This window comes from Nocardia otitidiscaviarum NBRC 14405 (genome assembly GCF_000308635.1).
GTDB lineage: Bacteria > Actinomycetota > Actinomycetes > Mycobacteriales > Mycobacteriaceae > Nocardia > Nocardia otitidiscaviarum.
Genome location: NZ_BAGD01000132.1, coordinates 1 through 19,923, shown reverse-complemented (window position 1 = coordinate 19,923; position 19,923 = coordinate 1). Strand labels below are relative to the sequence as shown.

Below are 19,923 nucleotides of genomic sequence, written 5' to 3'. Positions count from 1 at the left end.
CGAGTCTATGAGCGCACCCGGCCGCGTCGGCGGGCGGACATCGGGGTCGCGCGCTACAGCCCGGTGTGCATGAGGAGCACGTTGTACTGGCTGTGCACCGTGGTGAGGAAGTACAGGTCACGCCCGGTCTGGTACGGGAAGATCGACGGCGCGTAGGCGGTGGGGAGTTCCCGCGCGTCGATCAGCACCTCCGGTCCGCTCCACGGCCCCTCCGGGCTGGGCGCGCGGTGCATGACCACCGAATTCCACGGGTCGGTGGTGAGCATGATGTATTGACCCAGGTAGTCGTTCCACATGACCGACATCTCGGCCACCCCGCCGCCGATCACCGGGGTCGCGGCGTTCACGTCCTCGCGCACCCACTTGCCGTCCGAGAAGTACTCGTACTGCGTCAGATCGCCGATGGCGGCCTCCGGCACCCGTGCCAGGAAGGCGGGGTTGTTGCGGCCGGAGGCGGTGCCGTACTCGTAGACGAAGCCATCCGCCTTCAGGAAGGCGTTCATCTGGAAGTTGGCGTTGCCGCCCTCGTCGGGCCGCCGGGTAGCGGGCAGTTCCACCCAGTTCTCGCCATTGTCGCCGGAGACCGCGAGGCCGGAGAAGTTGGTGGTCCATTGGCCGGGTTCATCCCAGCTGTGCACGGACATGAGGCTCATGTACTGCGTACCGCCCACCGAGATGCCCGCGGTGGGAATGCGGCTGATCTCGATGAAGGGGATCTTGGGGCTGGGAATGAGGTCGCGCGCCTGCCCGAACCAGTCCCGCACCACCGAGTCGAAGTAGATGCCGTTCGACGGGTCCTTGGTGTGCGAGCGGACCAGGATATTGGAGCGCCACGCCCAGGTGCTGCCGACCAGCAGATTCGGGAAGCCGAGCCCGGCGGTGTCACCGAAGGCGGTGAGCATCTCGCCGTGCCCGTTGTCCCACATGATGCCCAGATCGGTGCCGAGCACGTTGTAGGACTGGGTGTTGTTCGGACTGGCCATACCGGTCACCTGGAACACCGCCTTGGTGCGTCCGGGCAGATTGGGCAGGCCGTGGGTGCCATTGAGCACCGGAATGGGGTTGATGGCGTTCGGGTTGGCCGCAGCCGGTGAGGTCGCGGTGAGGAGCAAGGCCGTGGTTCCTGCGATGGCGGACATGAGCAGGGATGCGGTCTTCGTCAACGCGGACAAACCTCCGGTTCTCGCCGAACAAGTGCGCGGGCCGTGCCTAACCTACGGACCGCGCGGTCATTCGGCTCGCTGGCAAAGTGTGAAGATGCTAACAGCGTGACCGGAGTGGGTGGGATCGCAAACCGACTTGTTTGCTGTGAATTGCCTTACTTGTTGTCTTTCCGGCCGAGGGCGCGACGCAGGATCAGCGGCAGCTGAGTGGCCCGCTCGATCGCGAAGGTGCGTCGCAGCGAAGACTCCCAGGAGCGGTCGAACAGCCGTTTGGCGCTCGCCACCGCGTGCGGGGAGCGCACCGCGATGCGGTCCGCGAGCTTCTCCGCCTCGGCCCGCGGGTCCGCGGCCACCTCGGTGACCAGGCCGATGCGCTGGGCGTAGGCGGCGTCCACCGGATCGGCGGTCATGGTGAGCAGCAGTGCCTGGTCGATGCCGACGAGCCGTGACAGCGTCGCCGCCCCGGTCATATCCGGAATGAGGCCGTGCTTGGCCTCCATCACCGCGAACTCGGAATCCGGTGTGACGAAACGGAAGTCGGCGGCCAGCGCGAGTTGCAGCGCGCCGCCGTAGCAGCGGCCGTGCACCACCGCGAGCACCGGCTGCGGCAGCCGCCGCCACGCCCAGCAGGCTTCCTGGAAGGTATTGGTGCCGCGCCACGGCAGCGGAATGAAGTTGGGCACGATGGACATCGGATTGCCCATGGCCTTGGCGATATCGAGGCCGCTGGAGAAGCTGGGACCGTTGCCGGACAGGATAACGGTGCGAATATCGCTGCGGTTCTTGATGATTCCGGCGACCCGGACCAGCTCCCGCAACATCTCGACGGTGAGGCCGTTGTGCTTGTCGGGCCGGTCCAGGGTGACGTAGGCGCGATCGCCGGAGAAGGTCAGCTCGATATTGTCGCGTACCATGCGCAGTCCTCACTTCTGGTCCAGGAGCAGCCGCGCACAACCCTCCGGATCGTCGTAGAAGGGTGTGTGGCCGCTACCGCGCAGGGTCACGTGCCTGGCAGTCGGGTGCAACTGGCGGGCGCGGCGACTCTGCGTGGCGTAGGTCAGCAGAATGTCACGATTTCCCCAGGCGATGGTCACCGGGATATCGGGCAGCGCCCCGGCGGTGACCGGCCGCACCCGGGTGAACGAGGCCAGCGCCGCGTCGAAGCCCCCCGCGCCGAGCAGTCCCTCCACGGTGAGCACCGCGGCGTCGGCGGGCAGCTGCCAGGGCTTGCCGAAGACCAGGCCCATGAGGGCGCTGCGCCCCGCGGTACTGCCGAGCAGGGCGGGCACGGCCGGGCGCAGCAGCTGACAGAGGTTCTTGGCTCGGCCCAATGCCTGCTGACACCAGATGCGACCGGGGGTGTCCCAGAATCCGATGGGGGAGTAGGCGGTGACACTGCGCGCCAGCCCGCGCGCGGCCAGATCGAGCACGATATGGCCGCCCATCGAATTGCCCGCCAGATGCGGCCGCTCGATGCCCTGCTCGGTCAGGAAGTCGGCCAGCGCGTCGGCGAGCGCGGGCACATCGGTGCGCGGAAGCGGCTGGCTGGCACCGAAACCCGGCAGATCGACCGCGATCACATCGAACGACTCCGCGAGTATGTCGATGGTCGGCCCCCACACCTGCCAGCGACTGCCCACCCCGTGCACGAGGACCAACGGATCACCCGCCCCCACCCGGTGATGGTTCAACGTCATGCCAACCTCCCGCGAACTGCACCGACGCCTCACCCTAACAACGCCGCGCAGCCGCCAATCGAGATTTTCGGCCGTCTCCGGAACCCCATCCCATCGGCCTTCTCATCGGTACGATAAAAGGTATGGCAACCCGTAAGGTGACTTTGTCGCTGGACGAGGCCGCCTGGTCGTACGCCGAGCAGGCCGCCGCTCGGGCCGGTATGTCGCCGTCGGCGTGGATTTCCCGCGCCGCGCGGCGGGAAGCGGTCCGGACCGGCTGGGGCCCGACGCCCGACCCGGCGGATCTCGCCGCGATGGACGAGGCGGAGTTGGCGGCCGCCGAGAAGGAGTTGCGTGCGCAGGGGTGAACTCTGGGTCTACCACCCGCACGGCACGCCCCGACGCCGCAATATCGTCCTCATCAGCAGCGACGGCATCAACGAATCGCCGCGCCCGTGGCTGATCGCCGCGGAGGTGCTGGCCGAGGACCCGCTGGATATTCTCGCCGTGCCCATCCCCGGGCACGGCTGGGTGCACGCCGGGAATCTGGGCCGCATCTATCGCCCCTGGTTGGCGGAACGCATCGGTGCGGTGGACACCGAGACCGAGGAGCGCATCGACACAGCCCTGCGCGCGGCCATGGATCTGTGAGAAGGTTCCTCCGGCATTCCGCTCGTGAGAATCGAGGTACCCGTGAGGATTTCCCTGCTCGCCGCCGCGTTCGTCGCCCTGCCGCTGCTCGCCGCGTGCGGTAGCGACAGTGCTGAGGCTCCCGCCGTCACGCAGGCGGACCTGTCCAAGGCGCTGCAGGACAGCGGCCTCAAGGACACCGCCCTGGCCGACTGCGCGGCGAAGCTCTATGTCGATGAGGGGATTTCGCAGGACGGGCTGCGCGTCATGATCGACAAGGAAGCCAATGTGACCGGTTCGGTGGAGCCCGAGGAGCTCGGTATGAGCAAGGAGGACTCCGACAAGGCCAAGGCCGCCACCAACCGGATCGTGTCGGAGTGCCTGCAGTAGGCGGCGGCGAGTCCGGATGGGCCGCCGTGACCCGCCCGGACTCACACCAGGACCGTGATCTCCACCCGTGCCGAATCCCCTGCGGACAACCCCTCTGATATCCGCACGGGCTTCTTCACGGGCAGCAGATACGTGCCCCGCTTCTTGTCCGGGAACAGCGATGTCGCCCACCGGCTCGCGCCGATGACGACCTCGACCCGGACCGACCCGAATCCGCCGACCCGATGCCCGTACATCTCCTCGATCTCGTCGGCTATCGCCTCCGGGACGTTGAGGAAGTACCACGCGGCGGGCCCGTCGTACTCCCAGAGTTCGGCGGTGAACGTGTAGTGGTCGTGGGCCATGGCGGCGAGATTATCCGGGAGGACCGACAGGTAGTCGGTGCGCGCCGGGTGTCGATGACGTTGTCCGCGAGGAGAAGTCCTGCGGCGGCGTGGGGTCGCAGGCGTGGAACGCGAGCGCAAGGACGACGAATGCCGCCCCGGCGATCAGCGCGCCATTGCGCGAGGTGTGCGGGTTCGGGGGAGAGCTCATTGTTCCTACATGCCTGGGTGCAACTCGAAAAGGGTGTGGCGAAAGAAGAGTCCGGCGGGGACTCGAAAACAAGACCGGGTAGTCGAATAGAATTGATACCAATCGGCAGGGATTGGTACAGGATGGATCGGCCACCCGTGTCCGGGCGTTACCGCCCGTAAGCTCGCCGGAGTGCGTGACCCCTACTGGAATCACAACACCCACTACCACCCGTGGCTGCTCGCCCAACTGCCGGCCACCGCCGACACCGCCCTCGACATCGGCTGCGGCGACGGCCTGCTGGCCCGCAAACTGGCCCGGCACTGCCCCAGCGTGCTCGGCGTGGACATCGACGCGCCGGTCCTCGCCGGTGCCGCCCCCGCCCCGAACGTCACCTACCGGCAGGCCGACTTCCGTTATCTCACCGGCACTTTCGACTACGTCACCGCCGTCGCCACCCTCCACCACGTCCCCGTCGACGAGGGCCTGACCGCCCTGCGCCGCCTGGTCGCCCCCGGCGGCACCCTCGCCGTGGTCGGCCTCTGGTCCATGAGCCTGCGCGCCGACTACGACTATCTGCTCCGCTACCCCCTCATCAGAGCCGTCGACCTGCTGTACCGCAAGAGCGACCCACCCGCCCCGACTCACGACCCCGAGGAAACCCTGGACGACATCAGACGATCCGCCGCCGAGATCCTCCCCGGCGCGACCATCCGCAAGCGCCTGCTCTGGCGATACACCCTGCTGTGGCACCGGCCCGCATCCGGATAGCGCTCCGGCGCAGAGGCCGACCGGGACGCCCGATCAGCGCCGTTCGGTGACCCGCACCCCGCTGCCGGGCCGCCAGTGCTCGATGACCAGCAGTTGCGTGGTCTCGTCGACGCCGGTGAGCACCGCATCGGTGAGTTCGAGCCGATAGTCGTGGACGCCCGGTGGTGATCCGAACGGCTCCTTCGCCGCGCCGGTGATCTCGACCGCCACACCCATGACCTTGGCGTCGCCGTCGCCGGGGTGGGCGTGGATCGCGCACCGTCCGTCCCGACGTAGGTCATCGGCCTTCCTGGCCCCCGGCATGGACCCGAACATCAGATCCGGCCCGATGAACTCCACCTCCGACCCGCTCACCCGGGGCGCGCCATCCCGGCGCAGTGTGGCCAGCACATGCGTTTTGTGCGCCTCGAACCTCGCCCGCACCCGCGCGGCCAAATCCGGTGCCTCGTCCTCGAATTCCCGCCACGTCGCCATCGTCGCAGTATGCCCGAAGCCACCGACAGGTCAGCGCGCCGAAGAGATGGCCGAAGGAATGGCACGTGTGTGGCACGTTGGCTACAGATTTGGCGACAGTGCCCGCTTGCTCATACTGGAGCCGGAGCTATATGGCCTGGTCAGGGCGTTGCTGTTACGTGGAGCCGGTGACGGGAATCGAACCCGCACTCTCAGCTTGGGAAGCTGATGTTCTACCACTAAACTACACCGGCCGGTGCGCGTAGACGCTCCGCGACTCTATCAGAATCGGGGTCGTCGGATGCAAGTCGGCGGGAGAAGCGGGTCGGTAGGGGATTCGGCGAAGTGGGGGTGATCGTCTACGGGCGGTCGTAGACTGATCACCGGGTCGAAAGCCCGTCCACCACAGTGACTTTGGATGCGCTGGGCGTTTGCTGATCGCGGTTCGGTGTGTCCTGGAGGAGGACGCGATGACCGCGGTGCCCTCGAAAGACGTCCCCCAGCTCGAGCCCGCGCGGCCGTATCCGGCGCGGATGGCCCCGAAGGGGTCGTATCTGTGGCGCATCGTCACGACCACCGATCCCAAGCTGCTCGGGATGATGTACATGGTCACCGCCATCTCGTTCTTCCTGATCGGCGGGTTGATGGCGCTGCTCATGCGGGCCGAGCTGGCGCGGCCGGGGTTGCAGTTCCTGTCGCCGGAACAGTACAACCAGCTGTTCACCATGCACGGGACGATCATGTTGCTGTTCTATGCGACACCGATCGTCTTCGGATTCGCCAATGCGATACTGCCGCTCCAGATCGGCGCCCCCGATGTGGCGTTTCCACGGTTGAACGCGTTGAGCTACTGGCTGTACCTGTTCGGCGCGACCATGGCCACGGCCGGATTCATCACCCCGGGCGGGGCGGCGGACTTCGGATGGACGGCCTACACGCCGCTCAGCCTGGTCGATCACTCCCCGGGGGTCGGCGGCGATCTGTGGATCATGGGGCTGGCCGTCTCCGGTCTGGGCACCATCCTCAGCGGCGTCAACTTCATCACCACCATCGTGTGCCTGCGCTGCCCGGGCATGACGCTGTTCCGGATGCCCATCTTCACCTGGAACATCCTGGTCACCAGCATTCTGGTACTGCTGGCGTTCCCGATCCTCACCGCGGCGCTGATGGCGCTGGCCGTCGACCGGCACCTCGGCGGGAACATCTACGACCCGTCCAGCGGCGGCGCGATCCTCTGGCAGCACCTGTTCTGGTTCTTCGGGCATCCCGAGGTGTACATCATCGCGCTGCCGTTCTTCGGCATCATCTCCGAAGTGCTGCCGGTGTTCTCCCGGAAACCGATCTTCGGCTACACCACCCTGGTGTACGCCACCCTGGCCATCGGCGCGCTGTCCATGGCGGTGTGGGCGCACCACATGTTCGCCACCGGCGCGATCCTGCTGCCGTTCTTCGCCATGATGACCTTCCTCATCGCCGTGCCGACGGGCGTGAAGTTCTTCAACTGGGTGGGCACCATGTGGCGCGGGCAGCTCACCTTCGAGACGCCCATGCTGTGGGCGGTCGGCTTCCTGGTGACCTTCCTGTTCGGCGGCCTGTCCGGCATCATCCTCGCCAGCCCGCCGCTGGACTTCCACGTCACCGACTCGTACTTCGTGGTCGCGCACTTCCACTACGTGCTGTTCGGCACCATCGTGTTCGCCACCTTCGCGGGCATCTACTTCTGGTTCCCCAAGATGACCGGCCGGATGATGGACGAGCGGCTCGGCAAACTGCACTTCTGGAGCACCTTCTTCGGCTTCCACCTCACCTTCCTGGTGCAGCACTGGCTCGGCGACGAGGGCATGCCGCGCCGCTACGCCGACTACCTGCCCGGCGACGGGTTCACCGCGCTCAATACCGTGTCGACCATCGGGTCGTTCGTCCTGGGCCTGTCGATGGTGACCTTCGTGTGGAACGTCTTCAAGAGCTACCGCTACGGCGAGGTGGTGACGGTGGACGACCCGTGGGGCTACGGCAACTCCCTCGAATGGGCCACCACCTGTCCGCCGCCCCGGCACAACTTCTACGAGCTGCCCCGCATCCGTTCCGAGCGGCCCGCCTTCGAACTGCACTATCCGCACATGGTGGAGCGCATGCGCAGCGAGGCGGAGGTCGGCTGGTCGGCACGAAAGCCGCAGGCGGTCTCGGAGACCGTGGGTGAGAGCCCTCCGACCGCGGGCTGATCACCTGGCACTACGCTCTTGCGCGTGCTGCTTTCCGATCGCGACATCCGCTCCGAGATCGCCGCTGGCCGCCTCGGGCTCGACCCGTTCGACCCGAACCTGGTCCAGCCGTCGAGTATCGACGTGCGGTTGGACAGCCTGTTCCGGGTGTTCAACAACACTCGCTACACCCATATCGATCCGGCGCAGCGCCAGGACGAGCTGACCACCATGGTGGAGCCGACCGCGGGGGAACCGTTCGTGCTGCACCCCGGCGAGTTCGTGCTCGGCTCCACCCTGGAGGTGTGCAGCCTGCCCGACGATCTGGCCGGTCGGTTGGAGGGCAAGTCGAGCCTGGGCCGCCTGGGGCTGCTCACCCACTCCACCGCCGGGTTCATCGATCCGGGGTTCAGCGGGCACATCACCCTGGAACTGTCGAATGTGGCGAATCTGCCGATCACGCTGTGGCCGGGGATGAAGATCGGCCAGCTGTGCCTGTTCCGGCTGTCGAGCCCGGCGGAGCATCCCTACGGCAGCCAGGCGGCCGGGTCGAAGTACCAGGGACAGCGCGGGCCGACGCCGTCGCGGGCCTACCTCAATTTCCCGCTGTCCAACGGGCACTGAGCGTTTCGCCGTCCACCGGGCACTCCGGCGTTCCGCTGCCCGTCGGACGCTGAGCGTCTGGTCGAGCGTGGCCGCGCCGGAAGCGCGGCGTACGCCGAATCGTCCGCATGTCAGTCAGCAGTCCTCGGTGAAGGCTTTCAGATAGGCCGCGGTCTGATAGGCGTACTGGTACACCCAGCGCAGCGGGCCGATGCGGGGGCGGGCGTCGATGACGAGCAGCTCACCGTCCCAGCATTTTCCGAGGATGTAGCGGGTGCGGGAGATGTGCGGGGTGAAGGTCACCACGATCACCCGCCGCCAGCCCTCCGCGCGGGCTCGCTCCGCCAGGTAGCGGCCCTCACCGCGCGTGGTGCGCGGTTCCGGATCGAAGCACTCCACCGCGAAGCTGTAGCCGCCGTGGCAGATCCGGTTCACCAGCGGGCTGTGCTCGTACGGATCGGAGATCAGCACCCGGGGCGCGACCCCGTCGTGGGCGAGGCCGAGTCCCAGCTCCTCCCGGCCGTCGTGGGCGCCGCCGAGCACCAGAATGGCGTCGGCCGGGCGCGGGGTGTCGACGCGCGGACGCACGAACACCGGCCAGAGTGCGCCGATGTACACCGACACGGCACACAGCAGCGCGACCGCGGTGACGGTACGACGGGACAGGCGCACGCCGCCGATGCTAGAGCCCGCGCGCCGCGAACCCGCACCGCGTGGCGCACGCGTCGTCCGGCCGTGGGAAGCCGACCGCCCTTACCCGGGGCACCGGCGTGGATGTCGCTCTCGCCCAGTGCGGTACGTCCCGCCACCGGTGTTCGCATCGCCACTCGCGGGCCCCGCGCGGCTGTCCCGAATGCGCCGAACCAGGTGGTCGTAGGCGGGTGTACGGAAGACGCGGCAGGCCGTAGTGTGTCACCGACAGGTACAGTGACCCCACCGCAAGTGTGACGCGACGCTGGCCATCCGCAGGCGGCGGCCCGCTCGCACGTCGTGGGAGCGTGAATCGAGATGGGCTGCAGATGAGTTCGGTACTGGGAGTGTCGGTGGGGGTGAGCGCGGTGCGCGTCGCGCGGCCGCTCGCCGAGGCCGATGCCTACTCGCGCGCCGGATTTCAGCAGGCCGAGCCGTTCCACGACGGGTACCGCGGTGCCCCGCAGACCTTCGACACCCAGGACATCCCGGTCGGTGAGCAGCGGGTGGAGGAATTGGTGGCGGACGCGGTCGGCGCCGTGCTCGCCGCCGATCCGTCGATCACCGCCACCGCCATCGCGTATCGGGACGAACAGCACGCCCGCGGTATCCGCGCGGAGCTGGCCCGCCGCCAGCTCATCAATTACGAGCTCATCCCGGATGTGGTGGCGGCGCTGGAATTCCTGGAGTACTCCGGTGATATCCAGGGTTTCGGCACCGTCGCCGTCTACGACCTCGGTGCATCCGGTTTGTCCATTACGGTGGTCGACACCGCCTCCCGGCAGATCCATCACACCGAGCGCACCAGCGATATCAGCGGCGACTATCTGGACTCGCTGATCCGGGAACAGCAGATCGCCTCCGGACGCATCGCGCATCCGCCGGACGCGGCCGGGCTGGCCGCCATGGACGAACTGTGTCGCAAGGCCAAGGAACAGCTGTCCACCAGCACGGCGGTGGCGCTGCCGTCGCCCGAGGGGCTGGTGCTGCTCTCCCAGGAGAATTTCGAAGCCCTCATCATGCTGGCCGTGGAGTCCTCGGCGCGCATGGCCCGCGATGTGATCCTGCGCTCCGAGCAGCCGGTGGAGGCGGTCGCCGTGATCGGCGGGTGCGCCCGGATTCCCTTGGTGGCGCGGGTGTTGCGGCGTTGGCTCGGCATTCCCGTGGTGGTCGCCGACGGTCCCGAGACCGCCGCGGTGCGCGGCGCGGCGATGCTGGCCCGCCCGGTGCGGCAGCGGCAGCCGCTGGCCCAGCCGCAGCCGGACTTCGACGAACCGGCCCCCCGGCCGCGGTCCCAGCCCACCCACACCTGGCTATCCGGCGCGGAGCCGGGGGAACGGTCCGGGCGTCGCCGGGAGATCAGCGTGGCCGGGGTGGCCGTCGGCGCGCTGGTGGTGGTATCCGCCATCGGCGTGACCCTGGGCTGGCGGCCGACGGCCTTCGAACCCGATTCGCAGAGCCGCGATTCGAGCACCACCGCCGAAACCACCTCGACCGCGCCGCACACCACCTCCGCGCCCGCACCGACCACCGAGGCGACCAACGAATCCGTCGCCGCCCCGCCCCCGCGCTACAACCCCACCACCACGAGCGAGGAACCGCCCCCGCCGAGCGCGAACACCATCACGGTCATCCCGGGCCTCCCCCCGATCGTGGTCCCCACCATCCCCCCGCTGTTCCCACCCGCCCCGGCCGGCCAGTAGAGCGCCGGTGCTCGTCCCACCTGCCTGGGCCGGACGGTAGTCGCCGCGCCGTTCTAACGACCGGGCAAGCGATCGGGTCAGCCCCTCGGGCAGCTGGTGCAGAGTTCGGACGAAGCGGTAACGCGCCCCCGCCCTGTCGATCAGCGCCATGCCGCCGTATCGACCAGCTGCACCTCGGACCCGCAGGTCGGCTCCCGGTCGGACCGTGGCCACGCCCCGACCGCGCGGCCTGCGGCCGTGTCGGTGTCGCTCGCCCTGCGGCTTTGCTCGCGGGTGCGGACCCGCCCGGGGAACCCTTGCAAGGAACGGTGCGGGCTTGTCGGACCCGCGACTGGCCAGCCTCCGATCACAGCCGGAGTTCGCGTCCGTTCTTCTCGGTGCGCCCACCCGGAGTCGCGGTGCCGCGACGTGCTTTCCCGGACGATCATCGGGTTGCTTGCTCACGGGGCGCGGGTTGGAGACGGGGGTGGCTACTCCTCGAACCAGTCCTTGGCGTGGCGCGGGCGGCGCGGTGGATCGGGCTGTTCCGGAGTGGGTGGCCACGCGGGCAGTTCGCCGGTCAGCGGTAGCCGGAGTTGGGGATCGGTGGGGTATTCGTCGGTGTACGGAGGCTCGGGTGCGGCGGGCACCGCCGGGTGGGCTCCGCTCTGGGCGGCGAGGGTCCAGGACGGCTGCTCGCCACTCGACGCCGTGGACGTGCGTGGCACCGTGGTCTGCTCGCCGGTGCCGGGACTCGACTGCCGGTGACCGTGTGCGGGTGGCTCGTCGCCATGCGGCCCGGCTATCGGCTGTTCACCGGTCGCGGGTGCCGCGCCCCGGCCGGGAGTCGCCGACGGATCGCCGGTCGCGCGCGCTGATTTCCGCGCGGTGGCCACCGGTTGTTCGCCGGTGGCCAGGGCCGAGTTCCGTCCGGACACCGCCGGTTGTTCGCCGGTGCGGGTCCGGCGTGCGGCGGGCCGCGCACCGGTGCGGCGCGCACGGGCGGCGGGACGTTTGCCTCGCGATGCCCGTCCGCTGGGGGCGGTGCGGTGCATGTGGAAGGGCCGGGCGAGCATGACGGCGATGCCGGTGGTCAGCGGCACCGACAGGGCGAGGCAGATGCCGCCGACGGCGGAGCGGGTGATCTCGATGGCGACCGCGTCACCGGTGAGGACGTCGCGGATGGAGCGGCCCGCCACGCTGAACAGCAGCAGTAGCGGCAGCGCGCCACCCGCGTAGGCGAGCACGAGCGTGTAGACGGTGCTGGCGATGTGGTCGCGCCCCACCCGCATGGTGGCGGCGAAGATGTCGCGCCGGGACGCCTTCTCGTCCAGCGCGGCCAGTTCGAAGGCGGCCGCCGCCTGCGTGATGGTCACATCGTTGAGCACACCGAGCGAACCGATGATGAATCCGGCGAGCAGCAGCCCGGTAATGCTGACGTGCTCGATATAGGTCGCCACATTGGTGTTCTGCTCCTCGGACAACCCGGTGAGATGGGTTATCTCGATGGCCACCCAGGACAGCACGGCGGCCAGCAGCATGGAGGTCAGCGTGCCCAGCAGCGCCGAACTGGTGCGCAGGTTCACCCCGTGCGCCAGGTACAGCACGGCGTAGAGGATCAGCGAACCCGCCACCAGCGCAACGGGAATGGCGGGTTTGCCGTCCAGCAGCGCGGGCAGCAGGAACATCACCAGCACCCCGAACGCGAACCCGAGCCCGAGCAGCGCCCGCAACCCGCGCCACCGCGCCACCGCCACGATGACGATGACGAATGCCAGCACGATCAGTGTGAGCGGCAGCCCGCGCGCGTAGTCCTCGAAGGAGTACATGGGCGCACCACTCGGGTCGGACTGGCGAACCAGCCGGATCTTGTCCCCGGCGTGCAGCTCCGGCTGCCCCGGTCCGGGCGCGATCTCGAACAGCGTCTTGTTCCCGGCGTGCGGCCCGGAGTCGATGGTGATGATGCTGCGCTGGCAGTCATAGGTATTGGCGCGCGGCGGCGCGGGATCGTCCGGGAACACCCGCCCCAGCGACGGACTCCCACACGGCCCCCACTCCTGCATGACGACGGTCCCGGCCTCGGTCGTCACCGCCCCGCCCCCCGCGTTCTGCATAGGCAACGGAATCTCGACATGCTGCTTGCTCGGCCACAACCACACCAACCCCACCAGCACGGCCACCCCGATGACCACGAGCAACCCCACCACCACCCGCGCGGCCGTGTCTCCGATCTCGAGCGGCCCGGAGTGGCTATGGCTGTGGCTGTGGCCGTGATGGTGATCGCTCACCCGCGCGAGCCTAACGAAAACGATTCCCGCCCGTAGCCGCGAGGGGACTTAGCGGCCGACAAGTCACCGCAAAGCCACAACAAAGCCCACGTCTGCCAAGGTGACAACTGATTTCGCACCGTTCGGGGTAACTCACCGGGAACCCCCAGAATCGTTTCGCACCCTGACCGCCGGCACGCGTACACAAGTGACAACGGCTCTCAGCTGTGCGCTGAAGTCGCGGGGAGGCGGGAATGCAACGGCTCTCAGCCGTGCGCTGAAGTCGCGGGGAGGCGGGAATGGGCGGGGGAGCGGGCGGCGGAGAGCAGGGGGATGTCTCCGCCGCCCGGGGATCGGCGGCCCAGGGGGGGTAGGCCGACCAACCCAGGGCTGGACGGCCCAGGGGGGGTAGGCGGTCCAGCCGGGGCACTCTAGGTGCCGAGGACTACTGTACACAAAAGGGGGATCTTTGCGCTAGCTAAGTCTCTAAAAACCTGACTTTTTCGAACTCATGGTCTGTTTCGTTTGGAACTACTGTCGGTAGCTCGCGAGGAAGTTGCCAAATCTTTCGATCGCGACGGCCAGATCCCGAGCCCACGGCAGCGTGACGATCCGCAGGTGATCGTGATGCGGCCAGTTGAACCCGGTGCCCTGCACCATCAGGATCTTCTCCTGCAGCAGCAGATCCAGCACCAGCTTCGAATCGTCGTGGATCTCATGGACTTCCGGATCCAGGCGGGGGAACGCGTACAGCGCGCCCTTGGGCTTCACGCACGACACACCCGGAATCGAGTTGAGCCGCTCCCACGCCACATCGCGCTGCTCGAGTAGTCGCCCGCCCGGCAGGATCAGATCCTCGATGCTCTGATGTCCGCCCAGCGCCACCTGGATGGCGTGCTGTGCGGGCACATTCGGGCACAGGCGGGTGGAGGCCAGCAGGTCGATGCCCTCCAGGAAGCCCGCGGCATGCTCCTTCGGTCCGGTGATCACCAGCCAACCGGCCCGGTACCCGGCCACCCGGTAGGTCTTGGACAGGCCGTTGAAGGTCAGGCAGAGCAGATCCGGCGCGAGCGTGGCCAGCGAGATGTGCTTGGCGTCGTCGTAGAGGATCTTGTCGTAGATCTCGTCGGCGAGCAGCAGCAGCTGGTGTTTGCGCGCCAGATCGACGATCTGCTGCAACACCTCCGTCGAGTACACCGCACCCGTGGGGTTGTTCGGGTTGATGACCAGCAGCGCCTTGGTCTTGTCGGTGATCTTGGATTCGATATCGGCGATATCGGGCTGCCAGCCGTTGGACTCGTCGCACAGGTAGTGCACCGGGGTGCCGCCCGAGAGCGAGGTCATGGCCGTCCACAGCGGATAGTCCGGGGCCGGGATGAGCACCTCGTCGCCATTGTTCAGCAGCGCCTGCATGGTCATGGTGATCAGCTCGGACACGCCGTTGCCCAGGTAGACGTCGTCGACGTCGAATTCCGGGAAGCCCGGCACCAGCTCGTAGCGGGTGACGATGGCGCGGCGGGCGGGCATGATGCCCTTCGACTCCGAGTAGCCCTGCGCGTACGGCAGCGCCGCGATCATGTCGCGCATGATGACGTCGGGCGCGTCGAAGCCGAACGGCGCGGGATTGCCGATATTGAGCTTGAGGATGCGATGCCCCTCGGCCTCCAGCCGTGCCGCGTGCTCGTGTACCGGTCCTCGGATCTCGTAGAGGACGTTCTGCAGCTTGGTGGACTGCTCCAGGGTGCGCGGCGCGCGGTACGGATGGTTGCTCACCCGTCCCATGGTGCCATTTGCCCGCAATGGAGTTTTCTCACCTGGGTTGATCGCCCGGTGGGATGCCCTTCGCGGCGGTGGTGCCGCAGAACTCCTCGATGCGTTCGTCCAGGCGGCGGGCCTCGATGGCCTCGCGGAAGGTGGGTCCGGCCAGCCGCTGGCGTAGGCCGGTCAGGCGTTCCTCCAGCTGGGCGATGCGCTTGTCCTCGTCGAGTTGCAGGACCGGTTGCAGGGCCTCGGTGGCCCCGTCGAGACTGCCGTTGATGAGGTGCGCGGCGGCGCTGTCCACCCGCGCGAGGGCCTCCGCTCCGTAGGAGCGCTGCTCGGTCGGACCGTTGGCGTAGAGCTCGATGGCGCGCCGGGTGGCCTGGAGCGCGGGTTCGGCCTGACCCAGATGGATGTAGGTCGCGCCCGCGTAGTACTGGCTCTTGGGTTCGTTGAATCCGAAGACGCCGCCCACCTCGTCGTGCAGCGAGTCGTTGGCGCCGCTGGAACCGCGGGCGGCCTCGGCGGCGCGGATGCAGTTCTCGGTGTCGGCGCTGCTGCCCAGCCGCGACCAGATGCGCGCCTCGATATTGTGCAGCCGCACCTGCGCCGTGGTGGATTCCGCGTACTCCTGCCCGTTCTGTGCCAGCAGCACCGCGCGGCGCGGCCGCTCGGACCAGTACTCGATCAGCGCCTGCATGCCGCGCGTCCAGGCCCGTAATCCGTTGTGCCCGCACAGCTCCGCGTAAGCCCAAGCGGCCCTGGCCTGTTCGCCCGCGGCATCGTAGTAGCCGAGGTCGGTGCTGGCATTGGCGAGCAGTCCGGACAGGGTGCCCGCCAACAGATACAGGTGCGAGGTGTCGGCCGGTCTCTGATGCCCCTCGAGCAGCCGGTACACCCGGCGTCGCACGCGCAGCATCTCCACCATCATCGGGACGGGAGGCACGTGCACGTAATCGTTCGCGATGCGCGTGACATCGGCGTCGAGCTGTTCCAACGTGGTGGATCCCACATTGGTGCTCTCGGCCCGCCCGGCGTGCTCACTTGCTTCATGGGCAGCCGCCATGATCAGATCCCTCTCCGAAATCGCCGCTAACGCATCGCCCCTCATCGCACCCGTATCCACGAGTGACAGTAGTTCCGCGTCGCTGGAATAAATGGCCTGCGCCGAACTGCTCTGGCGCGCACTGAAACCGGGCCCGGGACGGTCGATCAGAGGCTGATCGATCAATGCCGCGAACCGCGCCCGCACAACGTCGTCGGACCTGGCCAGGGAGGTATCGAGGGCGGCCTGATTGATGGGTCGGGGATGCACCCGAATTCCCCCGGCCTCCCATTTCGACACCAAGCGTTCGTGGACACCGAGATGCGCCGCGAACTCTCGGATACTCATCCGCTTGGCATCGCGAAGGGCGCGGGCCTCTTTACCTGACCAGTGCCGGACCACGATGTCCATCCCTTCCGAACGAACTCCGATGTCCAGGGTACGAGCGTGTCGTGACATGGGCCACAAGCGAAACCGAGCTGGTATCACCGGGTCTACGCGCCGGTAACAGTGGCGGCGGAAGGGCAGCGTAAGGAGGGCGTGCGGGCGTTCTCACACGGCCGGTTCGCGGGCGACCCTGGATTCAGCAGGCAAGGAGTTCGGGGTGAATGCGGACAAGCTGAGGACCGTCGGGGACTGGGTGGCGTTCTACCGCCACGAGTTCGGTCTCCCGGTGATCGAGCGCGGCGGATTCGTAATGCTTCCGATCACCGGGCGCATAGGAGTTATCCACCTGCCGGTGGTGCGGGCCGAAAAAGTCCGCGCCGCACTGGAACAGCAAGGGGAGTCGGCGCCCATGCTGGCTCGCCAGATCCGCTGGAGTTTTCTCGTGGCACCCGATTCCCGGCCGGGCGAACAGATACTCCAGGTGCTCAACCGTCTCGACATCGGCATACCGCCCGTCGGTTCCGCCGTCATGCTGCCCACCGGACTCGGGCAGTGGACGCGCGAGGGCTGCCACTGGGTGGTGCCGCCGAGCCGAGACAGCAAACTCCCACCGCTGTCGATGCTGATCACGACGGCTCTGGCGGTGGGTTCGGGTAGCGAGGACTGACGCCACCTCGCAACCCACCGGGTCCGCCCCATTCCTGGCAGTCGACGGGGCGGACCCGGTGGGGGTCACCCGCGCGGACGCGCGACCTCGCAGAGTGCGGCCACTCCGGCCACATCCGTCGCGAAATGGTCGAAACCCTGTGGCGCACCGGGTTCGGCGAAGGACACCTCCGCACCCTCTACCAGCAGGCCCGGCACCGGGATGCGGACGGCGGCGTGCAGATCGCGCACCCCGGTGCGTTCCAGCACCTCGGCGGCATTGTCGGCGCGCAGGCCACCGCACGCCATGACGTCGATGCGGCCCTGCGCCCGGGTGACGAGTTTCGCGATGAGCGACGCGCCCTCGACGACCGAAGGCTGCCGTCCCGAGGTGAGCAGCCGAGTGAATCCGAGTTCCATCACCTGCTCGAAAGCGGTGTAGGGATCGGCGCAGACATCGAAGGCGCGATGGAAGGTGACCTCCATATCCTCCGCGGCCTCGATGAGCGCGGCGTTGGCGGCCATATCGACCTGGCCGTCGGCGTCCAGCACACCGAACACCACCCCCGCCGCGCCGAGTCGGCGGACCTGGCCGATATCGGCGCGCATCAGCGCGACCTCCGCGGCGGAGTAGTGGAAGTCGCCGGGACGTGGGCGGATGAGCACGTGCACCCGGGTGCTCGAGGTGAGTTCGAGGGCCTTGGCGACCAGTGCCGGACTCGGGGTCAGCCCGCCCGCGCAGAGTCCGGTGCACAGCTCGATGCGATCCGCACCGGCGCTCTCCGCCGCCTCCACACCGCCCAGCGTCTCCACCGCGATCTCGACCCGAACCGTTCCCGCCTCCGCCATACCTATCAGTATTGACCAGCTCGCGCGCCTTCGCTTGCTGGCGGTTAGCCCGGCGCGTGTTCCTGGGCGGGCGCCGCCGGAGTCCGTGGTGGTCACCCCGTCGCGCGGGAATGCGGCGTGCCGCCCGCGTGATCGACGGCGGCCACCACCGTCGCTCGGCCCGCAGACGGCGAGACCCGCGCGGGATATCCGGTCTGACAGCGCCGAAGGTGCGTCCGCCGCCGCGATCACCGCCGATGTTCGCGCAGGTCGATGCGGTTTCAACGGGATTCATGGCGTGGCGGTAGGTGTGCGATGGGTCGGTCGTCGCCCGTGTGGGGCGAGGTGGCGGCATCGGCGCCACCTCACCCGGTACACCACCCGCGTGCGGCTACAGGCGTTGCCAGAGGGCCGGGGTGTTCGGCGGGGTCCAGTTCGGGTCGTGGACGGTGTGGGCCTGGCGGCAGCTGTAGTGAATGCCGTTGTAGGACACCACGTCACCTATGCGATACGTGGCTCCCTGGCGCCAGGGCTCGGCGGTGGGTCGGTCGGTGGTGGGGTGCTGATGCGGCGGCGTGGTCGGCGGTGGAGCGGTCGTGGTGGGTGGGCGCGGCGTCGTGGTCGTCGGGGGCGCGGTGGTGGGCGGTGCTGCGGTGGTCGGTGCTGTGGTCGTGGGATGCGTTGGGCTGGTGGGGGATCCGCCGCCGTTGATATCCAGGTCGATACAGGAGTAGAACGCATTCGCGGTGTCCCCGATGTTCCAGATGGCGAGCAGCCGGTGCCGCCCGGTGATATCCCCCAGGTCGATACTGTGCGTGAAGGTCTGCGGCGGCGGCTCGTTGCCGCCGTCCACGAAGCCCACCCGAGTGTCGCCGATGTAGTACTCCCAGTTGGCGGTTCGGTGTGGAGCGGTGACCTTCCAGGTGAAGGACACGGTCCGCCCGACCGGGTGCACGCGCCAGCCCTTGTCATCGTCGTCCAGTTCCGCGAAGCGGCCGACACCGCCGCTGCAGCTGCGTAGGCCCTTCGGTCCCTCCGCGCTCTGCGGTTCGTACCTGATATCCCCGCAGCTGACGACACCCTGGGCACACTGTGCCTGCCTGCTGGCCGGGGACGACACATATCCGTGGGCGTGGGCGACACCGGCGGGCATGACCGCGACGACTATCGGCGTGATCCCGGCAAGGGCCGCGACCGTGGACAGCACTCTGCTACGTACCACCTGAATCTCCTTGTGAGACAAGAGGGCAGCGGAGGCCGGCATGCTGTCCTGAAACGGATCTGTGACGTGATCCAGACCACTTTGAAGCAAAAGCGTGCTCTAAAAGGTAGGTTCCGGCAACCGTTCAGTCAAGGGCATGTCCCAGTTCAGCCATGAAAGTTTGCTGGCCAGCAAACATTTCGAATGAAAAGAGCCCGGATCCCTTGGGATCCGGGCTCATTCACGAGCGGTGATCAGCTCTTGCGGCCGGGGGCCTTCGCATTGGACTTGAAGCCCAGGCCGCCCGGCTTGGCGGCCGGCGGCTTCGCGGCCCCGTTGCCTTCGGACGCGCCCGTGCTCTCGGCGGTGCCGCTGTCTTCGGAACCGCCCTCGGCGGCCTTCGGCTCGGATGCGGCGGCCGGGGCATCGGCCTCCGCCGGAGCCGGATCGGCCGGAGCCGCAGGCGCTTCGGCGGCCGGGGCCGCCTTGGCACCCGGAGCCTTCGGCCCGGGCCGCTTGAGCCCGGACTTCATGGCCAGACCCTTGGGTGCGATGGACGGCTTGGCCTCCGCGGGTGCGGCCGAGGAGGACTCGGCCGGTGCGGCAGCGGACTCGGTCGCCGACTCCGCCGTGGCCGACTCCGCCGGAGCGGCTTCAGCCGGTGCGGCGTCTTGCGCGGGAGCGGCCTTGCCGGGGGCCTTGGCGGCCCCCTTCATGGCCAGACCCTTGCCACCCGGAGCCTTGAGTCCGCCCTTCATGGCGAGCCCGCCCGGCTTGGCGGCCGGAGTCGCGGGTGCTTCGGAGGCGGGAGCGGCGTCGGCGCTCTCGGCGGGCTGCGCGGCCGATTCGGCAGGCGCCTTCGCGCCGGGTGCTTTCAGGCCGCCCTTCATCTGCAGGCCCTTGCCGGGTGCCTTGGCCGGACCCTTCATGGCCAAACCCTTGGCGGGCGCGGCGGGGGCTTCGGAAGCCTCGGCGGGAGCGGCACTCTCGGCCGGAGCGGCCTTCGCACCCGGTGCCTTC

At 68.3% G+C, this 19,923-nt stretch carries 18 protein-coding genes, 1 tRNA gene and 2 pseudogenes; 8 read left to right on the top strand and 13 right to left on the bottom strand.

Translation table 11 applies throughout. The features are described 5' to 3' along the window. Positions 1-53: 53 nt before the first annotated feature. The 3 genes from ON31_RS28510 to ON31_RS28500 all read right to left on the bottom strand — a co-directional run bounded on the left by ON31_RS28510 (position 54) and on the right by ON31_RS28500 (position 2,860). A complete protein-coding gene (locus ON31_RS28510; protein ID WP_039818042.1) occupies positions 54-1,163 on the bottom strand; it encodes a glycoside hydrolase family 183 protein in 1,110 nt (369 codons plus the stop codon). 155 nt (positions 1,164-1,318) lie between these two features. Beyond that, positions 1,319-2,077 carry a crotonase/enoyl-CoA hydratase family protein gene (locus ON31_RS28505; protein WP_051037872.1) on the bottom strand — a complete coding sequence of 253 codons (759 nt, stop codon included), beginning with the start codon at positions 2,075-2,077 and terminating at the stop codon, positions 1,319-1,321. A 9-nt stretch (positions 2,078-2,086) separates the two neighbouring features. Then, on the bottom strand, positions 2,087-2,860 hold the full coding sequence (locus ON31_RS28500; RefSeq protein WP_039818041.1) for an alpha/beta fold hydrolase: 774 nt from the start codon (positions 2,858-2,860) through the stop codon (positions 2,087-2,089). A 122-nt stretch (positions 2,861-2,982) separates the two neighbouring features. Here ON31_RS28500 and ON31_RS28495 point away from each other — a divergent pair, with 122 nt between their 5' ends. From ON31_RS28495 to ON31_RS28485, 3 genes are read left to right on the top strand one after another with little or no spacing between them, the layout of a single operon-like run. Beyond that, positions 2,983-3,207 (top strand): hypothetical protein, encoded by a 225-nt coding sequence (locus tag ON31_RS28495; protein ID WP_039818040.1) that lies wholly within the window; start codon positions 2,983-2,985, stop codon positions 3,205-3,207. Continuing rightward, positions 3,194-3,490, top strand: coding sequence for a hypothetical protein (locus tag ON31_RS28490; RefSeq protein WP_029930239.1), 297 nt, complete (start codon positions 3,194-3,196; stop codon positions 3,488-3,490). Before ON31_RS28495 ends, ON31_RS28490 begins: the two co-directional genes overlap by 14 nt. Positions 3,491-3,532: 42 nt before the next feature. Next, complete coding sequence (locus ON31_RS28485; protein WP_029930238.1) at positions 3,533-3,859, top strand: hypothetical protein; 327 nt, start codon at positions 3,533-3,535, stop codon at positions 3,857-3,859. 41 nt (positions 3,860-3,900) lie between these two features. Here the strand turns inward: ON31_RS28485 and ON31_RS28480 are convergent, their stop codons facing one another. Then, positions 3,901-4,203 (bottom strand): DUF1905 domain-containing protein, encoded by a 303-nt coding sequence (locus tag ON31_RS28480; protein WP_039818039.1) that lies wholly within the window; start codon positions 4,201-4,203, stop codon positions 3,901-3,903. A 361-nt stretch (positions 4,204-4,564) separates the two neighbouring features. Between ON31_RS28480 and ON31_RS28475 the strand changes: the two genes are divergently transcribed. Then, the gene (locus ON31_RS28475; RefSeq protein ID WP_039818038.1) at positions 4,565-5,143 is read left to right on the top strand and encodes a class I SAM-dependent methyltransferase; all 579 of its coding nucleotides are present in this window, start codon (positions 4,565-4,567) and stop codon (positions 5,141-5,143) included. Between the two features lie 33 nt (positions 5,144-5,176). On the opposite strand, the gene ON31_RS28470 is transcribed toward ON31_RS28475, so the two are convergent. After that, positions 5,177-5,617 carry a pyridoxamine 5'-phosphate oxidase family protein gene (locus ON31_RS28470; protein WP_039818036.1) on the bottom strand — a complete coding sequence of 147 codons (441 nt, stop codon included), beginning with the start codon at positions 5,615-5,617 and terminating at the stop codon, positions 5,177-5,179. Positions 5,618-5,776: 159 nt separating this feature from the next. Beyond that, positions 5,777-5,850: transfer RNA gene (locus tag ON31_RS28465), tRNA-Gly, on the bottom strand. A 216-nt stretch (positions 5,851-6,066) separates the two neighbouring features. Here ON31_RS28465 and ctaD point away from each other — a divergent pair. Beyond that, positions 6,067-7,818: an aa3-type cytochrome oxidase subunit I gene (gene ctaD, locus ON31_RS28460; RefSeq protein WP_051037870.1), complete on the top strand. Its 1,752-nt coding sequence runs from the start codon at positions 6,067-6,069 to the stop codon at positions 7,816-7,818. A 24-nt stretch (positions 7,819-7,842) separates the two neighbouring features. Next, entirely contained in the window at positions 7,843-8,421 is a 579-nt protein-coding gene (gene dcd, locus ON31_RS28455) for a dCTP deaminase (protein WP_039818068.1), read from the top strand. Between the two features lie 114 nt (positions 8,422-8,535). Here dcd and ON31_RS28450 read toward each other — a convergent pair whose 3' ends face one another. Next, complete coding sequence (locus ON31_RS28450) at positions 8,536-9,072, bottom strand: YdcF family protein (RefSeq protein ID WP_051037868.1); 537 nt, start codon at positions 9,070-9,072, stop codon at positions 8,536-8,538. A 347-nt stretch (positions 9,073-9,419) separates the two neighbouring features. On the opposite strand from ON31_RS28450, the gene ON31_RS28445 reads away from it, so the two are divergent. Then, complete coding sequence (locus ON31_RS28445) at positions 9,420-10,793, top strand: Hsp70 family protein (RefSeq protein WP_039818034.1); 1,374 nt, start codon at positions 9,420-9,422, stop codon at positions 10,791-10,793. A gap of 992 nt (positions 10,794-11,785) precedes the next feature. On the opposite strand, the pseudogene ON31_RS28440 reads toward ON31_RS28445, so the two are convergent. The 3 genes and pseudogenes from ON31_RS28440 to ON31_RS28430 all read right to left on the bottom strand — a co-directional run. Beyond that, positions 11,786-13,060 (bottom strand): annotated as a pseudogene (locus ON31_RS28440) (YibE/F family protein); the annotation flags it as partial. Positions 13,061-13,570: 510 nt separating this feature from the next. Further along, positions 13,571-14,821, bottom strand: coding sequence for a pyridoxal phosphate-dependent aminotransferase (locus ON31_RS28435; RefSeq protein ID WP_029930227.1), 1,251 nt, complete (start codon positions 14,819-14,821; stop codon positions 13,571-13,573). Between the two features lie 28 nt (positions 14,822-14,849). Then, entirely contained in the window at positions 14,850-16,190 is a 1,341-nt protein-coding gene (locus ON31_RS28430; protein ID WP_081592795.1) for an NsdA family TPR-like regulatory protein, read from the bottom strand. 256 nt (positions 16,191-16,446) lie between these two features. Here ON31_RS28430 and ON31_RS28425 point away from each other — a divergent pair, with 256 nt between their 5' ends. Beyond that, a complete protein-coding gene (locus tag ON31_RS28425) occupies positions 16,447-16,896 on the top strand; it encodes a hypothetical protein (protein ID WP_029930225.1) in 450 nt (149 codons plus the stop codon). A 65-nt stretch (positions 16,897-16,961) separates the two neighbouring features. Here the strand turns inward: ON31_RS28425 and ON31_RS28420 are convergent, their stop codons facing one another. From ON31_RS28420 to ON31_RS28410, 3 genes and pseudogenes are all read right to left on the bottom strand, one after another. Next, positions 16,962-17,723, bottom strand: a complete 762-nt coding sequence (locus tag ON31_RS28420; protein WP_051037867.1) for a copper homeostasis protein CutC — start codon at positions 17,721-17,723, stop codon at positions 16,962-16,964. 370 nt (positions 17,724-18,093) lie between these two features. Next, entirely contained in the window at positions 18,094-18,924 is an 831-nt protein-coding gene (locus ON31_RS28415; RefSeq protein ID WP_039818062.1) for a lytic polysaccharide monooxygenase, read from the bottom strand. 233 nt (positions 18,925-19,157) lie between these two features. Continuing rightward, positions 19,158-19,923: pseudogene (locus tag ON31_RS28410) on the bottom strand (Fe-S oxidoreductase); the annotation flags it as partial.

What these genes read in the sequence shown, in the direction of transcription:
- ON31_RS28420 (WP_051037867.1), bottom strand. Translation starts at nt 17,723, where the DNA reads ATGGCGGAGGCGGGAACGGTTCGGGTCGAGATCGCGGTGGAGACGCTG.
- ON31_RS28445 (WP_039818034.1), top strand. Translation starts at nt 9,420, where the DNA reads ATGAGTTCGGTACTGGGAGTGTCGGTGGGGGTGAGCGCGGTGCGCGTC.
- ctaD (WP_051037870.1), top strand. Translation starts at nt 6,067, where the DNA reads ATGACCGCGGTGCCCTCGAAAGACGTCCCCCAGCTCGAGCCCGCGCGG.
- ON31_RS28505 (WP_051037872.1), bottom strand. Translation starts at nt 2,077, where the DNA reads ATGGTACGCGACAATATCGAGCTGACCTTCTCCGGCGATCGCGCCTAC.
- ON31_RS28480 (WP_039818039.1), bottom strand. Translation starts at nt 4,203, where the DNA reads ATGGCCCACGACCACTACACGTTCACCGCCGAACTCTGGGAGTACGAC.
- ON31_RS28495 (WP_039818040.1), top strand. Translation starts at nt 2,983, where the DNA reads ATGGCAACCCGTAAGGTGACTTTGTCGCTGGACGAGGCCGCCTGGTCG.
- ON31_RS28470 (WP_039818036.1), bottom strand. Translation starts at nt 5,617, where the DNA reads ATGGCGACGTGGCGGGAATTCGAGGACGAGGCACCGGATTTGGCCGCG.
- ON31_RS28430 (WP_081592795.1), bottom strand. Translation starts at nt 16,190, where the DNA reads ATGAGTATCCGAGAGTTCGCGGCGCATCTCGGTGTCCACGAACGCTTG.
- ON31_RS28500 (WP_039818041.1), bottom strand. Translation starts at nt 2,860, where the DNA reads ATGACGTTGAACCATCACCGGGTGGGGGCGGGTGATCCGTTGGTCCTC.
- ON31_RS28435 (WP_029930227.1), bottom strand. Translation starts at nt 14,821, where the DNA reads ATGGGACGGGTGAGCAACCATCCGTACCGCGCGCCGCGCACCCTGGAG.